The sequence below is a fragment of the Marinagarivorans sp. genome, from assembly GCF_982758155.1.
In genome coordinates this window covers 1-9,526 of sequence record NZ_CEXWTU010000195.1, presented here as the reverse complement: position 1 = coordinate 9,526, position 9,526 = coordinate 1, and the positions used below count along the sequence as shown (strand labels likewise).

General features: G+C 44.1%; 7 protein-coding genes. 1 reads left to right on the top strand and 6 read right to left on the bottom strand.

Features of this window, described 5'->3' with window-relative positions; genetic code table 11:
* Window positions 1-507: 507 nt before the first annotated feature.
* Entirely contained in the window at window positions 508-1,194 is a 687-nt protein-coding gene (locus AC3A8L_RS16775) for a DUF3581 family protein (RefSeq protein ID WP_487963422.1), read from the top strand.
* A 73-nt stretch (window positions 1,195-1,267) separates the two neighbouring features.
* Here AC3A8L_RS16775 and AC3A8L_RS16770 read toward each other — a convergent pair whose 3' ends face one another.
* The 6 genes from AC3A8L_RS16770 to AC3A8L_RS16745 all read right to left on the bottom strand — a co-directional run bounded on the left by AC3A8L_RS16770 (window position 1,268) and on the right by AC3A8L_RS16745 (window position 9,243).
* Window positions 1,268-2,713: a tetratricopeptide repeat protein gene (locus AC3A8L_RS16770; RefSeq protein WP_487963421.1), complete on the bottom strand. Its 1,446-nt coding sequence runs from the start codon at window positions 2,711-2,713 to the stop codon at window positions 1,268-1,270.
* Window positions 2,710-4,914 (bottom strand): DUF3857 domain-containing transglutaminase family protein, encoded by a 2,205-nt coding sequence (locus AC3A8L_RS16765; RefSeq protein ID WP_487963420.1) that lies wholly within the window; start codon window positions 4,912-4,914, stop codon window positions 2,710-2,712. The genes AC3A8L_RS16770 and AC3A8L_RS16765 overlap by 4 nt, the downstream gene beginning before the upstream one ends.
* 404 nt (window positions 4,915-5,318) lie before the next feature.
* Window positions 5,319-5,924: a thioredoxin family protein gene (locus AC3A8L_RS16760; RefSeq protein ID WP_487963419.1), complete on the bottom strand. Its 606-nt coding sequence runs from the start codon at window positions 5,922-5,924 to the stop codon at window positions 5,319-5,321.
* Between the two features lie 44 nt (window positions 5,925-5,968).
* On the bottom strand, window positions 5,969-6,934 hold the full coding sequence (locus AC3A8L_RS16755) for an alpha-L-glutamate ligase-like protein (RefSeq protein ID WP_487963418.1): 966 nt from the start codon (window positions 6,932-6,934) through the stop codon (window positions 5,969-5,971).
* Window positions 6,934-8,436, bottom strand: a complete 1,503-nt coding sequence (locus tag AC3A8L_RS16750; protein ID WP_487963417.1) for an inactive transglutaminase family protein — start codon at window positions 8,434-8,436, stop codon at window positions 6,934-6,936. The genes AC3A8L_RS16755 and AC3A8L_RS16750 overlap by 1 nt, the downstream gene beginning before the upstream one ends.
* Before the next feature lie 3 nt (window positions 8,437-8,439).
* On the bottom strand, window positions 8,440-9,243 hold the full coding sequence (locus tag AC3A8L_RS16745; protein ID WP_487963416.1) for an ATP-dependent zinc protease family protein: 804 nt from the start codon (window positions 9,241-9,243) through the stop codon (window positions 8,440-8,442).
* Between the last annotated feature and the right edge of the window lie 283 nt (window positions 9,244-9,526).

Here is a 9,526-nt window from a genome sequence, read left to right as displayed (position 1 = left end):
TAGACCTAAACTCACCCTTTTTGCTGAAAATTAATCCACGATGGTTTTTATTTCATCTTGAAAGGGCTGCCCTAATGACCTATGTCCATATAGGCCCCGGCATGCGCCCCTTTAAGTGCCTCGATGAGAAAGCAGAACTCTGCGCCTAATTGGACAATCTATTATTGCCTCGCCCCTAAGAGCATCATGCAGCTCAATGTCATTAACTTAAGGCGAATTTAAGCGGTAGGCGGTGATTTTTCAAGGCCCTCTCGCGCCGGGAGCGTGTGTGGAGCGCATGGATCGGTTCAAGCGAGTCCAGAAAAATTATCGGTTGCCGCTAAGTTAATGACATTGTCATGCGGCTTGATCAATTCTGAGTGAAGTCTGCTCGGCGTTATTTATGGTTGCAAGGAATCTTATAGCAGCTTGGCTGGTACGGTGTGTTTAGGTTGGGGAGGCGTTTGTAAAATCAACGGCAAAAGCGTAATATTCGCCCCCTTTTCCTGCCTTATAGACCATAAGATCATGCTTAGTCACTTTTTCCAACAAGAAAGTAATACTCTGTCTTTTACCCGCGAACAAGCCAGCCAGTTTGCAAAAGAGGTTGCTGGAGACTACAACCCATTGCACAACGTTGATGCTAAGCGATTCTGTGTGCCGGGTGACTTATTATTTTCTGTTGTGCTCTTAAAGTATGGCATATCGCAAAACATGCAGTTTTCATTCGACAATATGATCACTGAAAAGTCTATGATTACACTGCCAGAGCCTTCGGAGGCTCTGGTGTTTTCTGACGAGAATAAATCCTACGTTACGGTGAAGCGCTCCGGCGAGAACAATACCGACCCTGTTAATGCGGAAAGTATCATTAAGCAATATGTCGCTTTTTCTGGTGAAGCTTTTCCTCATATTCTAGTGCCTACTATGTCGGCTCAAAACGTGATGATCAACCCTAAGCGGCCGATGGTTATGTACCAGAGTATGTCGATACACTTTGATCGAACCGACATTAAGAATCCCACCCTCGAACCCCTAGCGCCAATTTTTAGCTCGGAAGGTAAGCGTGGCAATTTCATATTACCTTTCAATTGGAAAGACGGTGATGAAATTGTCGGTAAAGGCGAAAAAATAATGCTCGTATCCGGCATCGTCGATTACGACAAGCCCGCGATGGATGAGCTTATTGAGCGATACAATAATCGGGTTTTGTAGGGGGGGGTTATCAGCTCATTACCGATGTCGATAATGAGCTGATAATCGCTTACTTTTCAAACCAAATTCCGGGCTATTTTTTAAATAGAATTTCTTCAAAAATATTCGCCTCTAGCAAAAAAGTTCTCTCCTTATTGTGTGTAACACCAGTTATATCTTGCTCGGTAGGGTAATTCTCATGATTAAATATTTCTGAGGCGTTTTTGTAAAAAGCTAGCCTTAATTGGTCACACGCGTTAGTGACTACAGGGGATTGATCTCCTCCATGTAGTATTCTATTTAGTGTTTCAGGCCAATCATATTTGGCTGTTTTTACCTTTGAACTAGCGCTTCGAATATCGGCATATTCAATATCTTCCCCCATGCTTTTAAGCTTTTTAGCAATAAGTGCAGCATGTAAAGTGTCCCAAGAGTTTATGGCTTCTCTGTTGGCTAAATATTTTTTATATGCCTCCGCAACCTCACTCCAGCGTCCCGAGGCCATTAGGAAGTCGGCATATCCACGGCCTCTGGGTTTCTGTTTAAAACTTTCAATTTTTTCTGCTTTATCGAATGCAGCTTGAGCTAAGTCGAATTTTTTATAGTTAACAAAAATATAGGCTGCTCGCCAGAGGGCGTCAAAGTTATTTGATTCGGCGAGTATTTTTGCTTCGTTTAAAGCTAATGGTTTAAAACCTAGTGATGCATAGATTAGCGATGTGTGCTTACGTACCTCTAAGCTTGATTCTGGGTTTCGCTCTAGTACATTATTATAGTAGGTTAATGAAGTTTTTAGGGATGCTTTATACTCGTGTGGGCAAGCACTATTCCATGCATCCTTAAAATAATAATCGGCTAACATTGCTGGCGCTAAGGGCGAGTTGGGTGCCTCAATCACCATCTCTTTTAGCGCAGCTATTCCAAAGTCGGTATTTCCGGTGTCAATAGCGTGCTCAGCAGCCATGGCTCTAACCATAAGATTGCCGGGGCTTGCTTTAGCGGATAGAAGAATTAAGTCATATAGCTCCTCTTTGGTTACTTTTGTTGGCATTTTTCCGGTGGCAATATAATACTGATTCGATAGCCAAATATTGGAGCTAAGAACATAATTTGGGAACTTTGCTTGATACAATACCATTGTCGGTGGCAGCAGTTCGCGGCGTACTGCCTTAGGTAGCTTTAAATACAGGCGAATTAATTCACGTTGAGAATTAATAACCCTTTGCTTATTATTAATATCAAACTCGACAATTTCTATTTCATAGCTTAAATGGTATAGGCTTAGCTGAGCCGGTGAATACTCCGGTGAAGTCATTAATAGAGATTGATATCTAGCTTTAAGATTTTTTGCTTTTTTTAGATTTAGTGTATCTTTGAGAAGAAGTTGCTCCAACTCCGCATTCAGTCCTGCTACTTGCTGAGCGGGAAGAGATGGTACTTGGTTTTTTTTAACCGACTGTGTTGAGCAGCCTTGCATTAATATTAATATTAATATGAAGCATAAGGAAAGCTGTGAGGTGACGTCTTTAATTAAACTCATGGTGCTGTGTACCCCAAACTCTCTGCTAGTGCAAATGACTTGGACGATGCATCGAGGTTGTTGCTATATCCTTGTGCTAAGCCTAATACGTAATAATACTCGCCATTAATGGCATTTTCACTAACGAGTAGTGTCGCTACTTTTAACGCTTCTTCGAACTTTCCATTAGCAACGAGCTGTCTCACTAGTGCAGGGCTTGGTTGGTCGCTTGTAATGCGGTGTTTCCGGTTGTAAATAACACTAAATCCAGGCTCTTTTTCCAAGGCCAGTAGCGTGTCATAGAAAAATTTGTATTCGGTAACGGTGAATTCTTTAGCTGGAATCTCTATCGAAGATTTAATTGCTAAAGTAGTCCCCATTTGTTCGGATTTCTGCTTAAGCGTAAACCATTGGTTTTCAATATTTGGCCCAGAGGTTAGGCGCTCGGGAAAAAGTTTTTCAGTGTCACTTAAAAAATTCACCTCTACTTCAAGCCACAAACCGGGGGAGAATTCAAAAGGCTGCAGTCTATCTTGGGGTTTGTGCCATTGAGCAACCCCGGTAAAGGTGCCAATTAGCTGTGTAATGCTAAAGTTGGCAGACGGAACAGCTTCGTCTTCCCAGCCTTTATCGAAGATCCAATCGGCCGAAACTACGACACCCTTATCAAGGGAGTTCGCATTATGGACTTGTAGGTTATCAAATTCTGCATTTGAAAAAATACCTACAAAGGCATTGCTCATGGCTTGATCTTTTTCTGCGGCATAGCGCCACGTCGACCTGATATTTTGTTCAAATATGCCCCCAAGCTGAACTGACATTGACACTTTATAGGGCTCAGATTTTGTGGGGGGAATGTAGTCCAGCTTAACTTTCGCCCAATGTTTTTTGGTGCCTGCTTTTTGTATTTGAGTAATTGATTCTGTTTCTTCAGATATAATCAATGCTGGCTGGCCTTCCAGAGAGAAGTTGCTACCTGGGTATAGTAAGGATTCTCCTGTCGTATCTAGCCAAGTTTCTGTAATGCCCTGTTGTGCAGGAATATATGTCACCATATGATTGAAGTAGATACCGGGTAATAATAGATTCGGCCGACCATAATCTCGAGTAACAACCAGTGCTGGAGATGCTTTTATATCTAATGCATTAAGTAGAGCGACAGACAATATTGTTTGATCTTTGCAGTCCCCGTAACCTTGCTTAAACACCTCTGGTGCGGAGTGTGGCTCGTAACCGCCTCGCCCGACATGGGCAAATACGTAGCGCACACGCTCATCTAAGAGGGCGTAAACCGCGCGCACTCGTGCCTCGGGGGCTAACTGCTGTTTTTTGATTTTATCAACCTCAACTTGCAGGTTCTTATCCAGCTTTAGGTGGGGTGAAAATAGATTTTTGGACCAGTCAACAATGGAGCGCCATGATTTATCGCTTGAAATCATTACTTGCGGAGTCCAGTTCGTATCTCTAGGCATCCAACTCTGCAGCTTTACTTCAGGTAACTTATTAGTCTGCCAATACCAATGCTTGCGCTTCCCTTGAATTTTTGACGAGTGCTTAAATACCTTTGGGCCTAAAGTTTTAATAGATAGGGGCATTGTCGATGGGGCGTCTATTGTGATATCACGGTAGACCATTGGATCTAGTCGCCCTCCTTGGTTGGCGGCTTTGGGTTGCCACCAATTGCTCGTCATTCGAGCAAAAAATAGGCCTGGGACAATAGCCTTGGTATCAACACGCTTATACTGGAACTCTATAACCGAACCCGGACGCACATTCGGCAGCGAGAAGGTGAGTACTTTTGAATCCTGATAAAAGTCCTCCTGCGAAGGGCTTTGTATCTGCAGCGCATCCTTTGCTACAGCTTCTATTTTCCCTTCAGGGGTTAATACTTGGGCAAAATTCAGCGAGAGATCTTCAAAATGATCATCAAAGGAGATTTGTATCTGGCTATAGTCACGCGACGCTTCAGCATCGTGGATAGCAATAGCTACATAGGTCTGCGTAACGGCTAAGTGGCTTTCATTTACAGAGATATTCGTTTTGCGTAGCAGTACCTCAGCCCCTTGTTTTTCTCTAGATGGGTACTGCTTAATGACACCGGTTAGATTCGGAGCAATGCGTTGATCATTTGTTTTAGCTCCGGTTTGAGCCAAAGCGGACAATGCAAATAGCGAGAGGCATATAAATAGATAGCCTCTAAAAGGCAATTTTATGGGGTTCACAGGACAAGCTCCTTCTTGGGGCAAAAATATTAAGCGCAGTATACAGTCACAATTTTAAAGTGTTCATATATGTGCAGTATTACTGAAGCGATTACGGTGAAAAATGAGATCATTTGGTGGAGTGTAGGAAGCAAGGTTTTTGAGGTTCCCAGTGAATGAGCTGTATTGAGCGTTTTCGCGAACTGACGGTGAGGCTTTATATGTTAAAAGTACTGGCCAATTACTCATGATTGAGAGGAGAGTATTTAGAAACAGCACTGCGACGTATTAAACGTTGCGGCTATCATGAATGAATATACTTTCAAACCCATAGGCCTCGCTATAGGCGAGACCTGTGAGGTTTAACCATCACTCTGCTTTCAGCGTAAGCGATGGTTGAGTCGCTTTTATAAGTTCTTACTCCATTAACCGAAATACTCGGGTGCGTTGCCTTCTTTCCATTTAATGTTGCAGCCCATAGAGGGTATTTGATTTTCTGGCACGGCTTGGCCTTCGGCAATTAAATCTAATGCGGCGCGTAGGTCTTTACCTGTTGCGGGTGTTTTGACTGAATCGTAATTACCTGATGAAATACGGTGTGGGCGGGTATCGTCAAATTGGCCGCGATAGGCGAGCTTTTTATCGGCATCGAAAACGTAAATGTCCGGTGTGCAAGCGGCGCTATAGGCTTTGGCAACGGCTTGGTCTTCGTCCCATAGGTAAGGGAATGTGTAACCCTGCTTGGCTTTTTCTTCTATCATCATTTCAAATGAATCGGCGGGGTAGCCATCGGTATCGTTGCTGCTAATGGCAACGAAGGCAATGCCTTTTTCTTGGTATTCTTTTGCGATTTTAGCCAGTGCTGGCGCAATGTGAATAACATAAGGGCAGTGGTTGCAAATGAAAAATATTGCTAAACCTTTGGCTTCGTGAAAATCACTTAAGCTAACAGTGCCGCCATCCGTTGATGGAAGTGTAAAGTTGGGAGCGGCGCTTTTTAGTGCCATCATTGTCGATTCAGTTAATGCCATGATTAAACCTATTGTATGGATTAATGGAAAGAAAAGTGTCTTGGTTAATTGTTAATGCGGTGCAACACGTCTTGCATAATGGCGAGGCGTGCATTGATATCTTGTGGCGTGTTGATGTTTTCGACGGCGGACAGGCGCGGTAGCAAGCCCGCATTATTGGCAACTTGAATGGCTAGGCCTGGGCGGGCGTTCAGCTCTAAAAGTAAGGGGCCTTTAGTTTTATCTAAAACGATATCGACACCCAAATAGCCTAGCCCCGTCATGTCGTAACAGGCGCAGGCTAAGTGCAGCATATCTTGCCATTGGGGTACGACTAATTCGATAAGAGATTGCTGAGTGTCGGGGTGAATAGTGACTGGTTTGCCGTGTTGTACGGCATTGACTGCGTGCCCGTTGAGGATATCGATACCCACGCCTACAGCCCCTTGATGTAAATTGGCTTTGCCTTTTGATTCGTTACACGATAGGCGCATCATGGCCATTACCGGAAAACCACGAAATATAATAATGCGCAGGTCGGGAACCCCCTGGTGGGTGAAGGCCTGGAATACGGGGTCGACTTGTATTAACTCTTCTACTATGGCGACATCGCTTTTACCGCCAAGGGAAAAAATGCCGGCCAAAATATTTGAGAGATGGCGTTCTATTTCTTGATTGTTTAACGCTCTGCCATCTGTACGTTGCCAGCTACCATCTTCGCTACGTAATACAACCAATATACCTTTGCCACCGGAGCCTTGCGCGGGTTTAATGCAAAAGCCTTGCGTACTTTCTATCGTTTGAAAAATACTGGGAATATCATGTTGCTCGCTCACTACGCTGAGGAGTTCGGGCACGTTAACATTATGCGCAATGGCGAGTTTTTTCGTTTTTAATTTGTCGTCGACTAGTGGGTAAAGTGAGCGTTTGTTATGCCGGCTAATAAAACGAATGTTTCGGCAGTTCATACCCATAATCCCTTTTTTCTTAAGAGATTTGTAGGTGCGATATAGGGGGAGAGAGTTAAGCATTAGCGCTCCGTAAAACTGCGAAAGCGCTTTAGCTCTAATAAGCGATAACCGGTATAGCTACCACACAGCATGACAAGAGCCATGAAAATAAATTGCAGCCCCAAAAAGTGAAAGGTTAAATGCTGTACCCAGTTATTACTCATAATGAGGTAGCCTAATATGGCGACAAATAATGAGCCTCCACCTTGGTGGAATACTTCTTTGGCGCCATCTTCTTCCCATAAAATGGACATGCGTTCAATGGTCCACGATAAAATAATCATGGGAAATAGCGTAAGTTTTAACCCTTCAGATAAACCAAAGCGGAAAGATAAAACAGAGAATAACGCCATGATTAGGACAACGGAAATAATGACTAAGGCTATGCGGGCTACCAATAATAGATTATGTCGCGATAAATAAGATCGGATCACCAAGCCCACGCTAACGATTAATAAAAACCCAATAAGGCCGGTAAGTAGGCTTGTTTGCATAAAGGCTAGCGCAATTAATACCGGCATAAAAGTACCGCTGGTTTTAAGGCCAATTAAGGTGCGCATAAAAACTACAAGCAATACGCCCATAGGGACTAACAATATGCCTTTAAATAATGATTGCTCGCTGAGTGGTAAGCTGTGAATAGAGACGTTTAATAATCCAGCTTGATGCTCGGGCTCTTGTAGGCGAGCAATGATAGGGACTTGTTTCTTAAGCATTGAAAAGCCAATCGTTGCTCCGTGCCCGCCAATGAGTTCAATAACGGCATCATCGTTTTGCTCCCAAACAAGCCATTCGATCTGTTCGGGTTTGTACTTTCCTGTGGGGTCGAAATAGGCAATATCTTCGCCATCAAAAACTTGAATCCATGTGCGTAGGGGTTGTTTGCGAGCGCTGTCTTTAAGTACCAGTACATCGATTTCGCGAGCGGGGACGCCGGCTTGCATTAATAACTCTACAGTGCGATCGCTGGGATTAGATTTTTGTAACAGTAGCTGAGCTTGCTCGTTGGGGTTTTTAAAGGCTTTTATGAGTTCGCGCGCAAGAGAGAAATTGTCGATGGAGGTTTTATGTGCTGCCGTTAATATTGCGGTAGCCGCTGTTGCTTCTGAACCTAAAAAACGAGGCTTTTCTATTTCGGGTTTGATGGGTGACTTTGCTTGGGGGTTGTGAGCCACCTTGAGCTCGGTGAGGTAGTAGAGCGTTTGCTTGCCTCTGGCTTCGCGAATCGACCATTCCGCACGGCGTGACTGTTCCTCTTCGACGAAGCGTAAACCAAAGCCTGGGCTAGCGGTGCGCTCATTAACGCGGACATATTTAGCGCGATCACTGGGTAGTGTAAAAGAGGCTTGTATCGGGCCTTCATCCGCTTCAAATTCAATAGTGGCTTCTACGGCCCAAATTGTTTGCGTGGCACCGGGTAGAAATGGAATGCCAGATACCCAGTGTCGAAAACCAATTAGCGCACAACCGATAATAATAAGGAAGATAACAATATAAGGTAATTGGGTATTAGGGCGAGCCATGCGTTATTCCTTGGTGGCTTTTAAGCGTTTATGAATAAACACTTGGCTGACATCAACAACAGCCACGTCTTGCATAAATGTGCGACCTAGCAGTATAGGGTAGAGCATGTTGCCACGATTCGTTAAGGTGAATTCAGCATCTTCTTCGTGGCTGCCAATACGTACGCGTAATTTGATCACTGGGCGCTTCTCTAAATTGTCGGCAGAGGCTTGTTTGATTTTTACGGTGCGTATTACTGGAACTTCAAAGGCTTTAGGGGCTTTCTCGTTTTCAATATTTTTGACTTTGTTGCGGGTTTTTTTGTGGCTGAAAAGATTAAAGCGGACCCATTGTTTGCCATCTCGTTCAAAATATTGAATTTCGCTGGCGTGAATAGACGACGATTTTGCGCCGGTATCGATACGCGCTTTTAAGTAGCTTTGTAATTTGTCTACCCAAACCCATTCTACTCGGCCTAGCGTCATTTTCTGTGGCGCGGGAACGTCATTGTTTGCGGCCTTAACGTTTTTCTTTTTTACCGCGCTCTTGTCATTTGCCTTAAGGGGTTGTTGTGGTGCCTTTACTCTATCGAGGAGCTCTACCATTTGCATTTGGTTCACCTCAAGAAGGTCGTTAATACTTTCTTGCTGGTGTTGCAGTTGTTCAATACCAGCATAGTGAAAATCTAGCATGGCTTGATGCTGGGTTAGCTGCATGGCTTGCCAGTCGAGCTGCTCTTGTTGATTATTTTGCGGTTTATAATTAGCGCAACCCGTGTTCCAAAGTGTAAATAACGCGGCTATGCAAAGCTTCGTTCCTGGTGACATCTGGGCTCTCCTGTTCAGGTGAATGTGAATTCCCCTGCTTTACGATATGTTTTTTTGGGTTGCTGTTCAGTGCGGCGGATATTGCCTCGTCCCTAAAACGAATAGTGGGGAAGGGCGCTGGCATCATTTTACTAGGCTTAAGGGACGAGGAAACAATATTTCATCCATTAATGCTTGATCTCGACCTCCTTATCTTCGTTGCTCAAAGCGTTACATGCCTCGGTAACCGCTCCACGACATTATGCTCCTGCAATGTCTAATAAGGGGCTCCTGCCCCGATGCG

Excerpts from the sequence above, each read along its gene's own strand:
- AC3A8L_RS16775 (WP_487963422.1), top strand. The coding sequence starts at position 508 with ATGCTTAGTCACTTTTTCCAACAAGAAAGTAATACTCTGTCTTTTACC.
- AC3A8L_RS16760 (WP_487963419.1), bottom strand. The coding sequence starts at position 5,924 with ATGGCATTAACTGAATCGACAATGATGGCACTAAAAAGCGCCGCTCCC.
- AC3A8L_RS16755 (WP_487963418.1), bottom strand. The coding sequence starts at position 6,934 with ATGCTTAACTCTCTCCCCCTATATCGCACCTACAAATCTCTTAAGAAA.
- AC3A8L_RS16750 (WP_487963417.1), bottom strand. The coding sequence starts at position 8,436 with ATGGCTCGCCCTAATACCCAATTACCTTATATTGTTATCTTCCTTATT.
- AC3A8L_RS16745 (WP_487963416.1), bottom strand. The coding sequence starts at position 9,243 with ATGTCACCAGGAACGAAGCTTTGCATAGCCGCGTTATTTACACTTTGG.
- AC3A8L_RS16770 (WP_487963421.1), bottom strand. The coding sequence starts at position 2,713 with ATGAGTTTAATTAAAGACGTCACCTCACAGCTTTCCTTATGCTTCATA.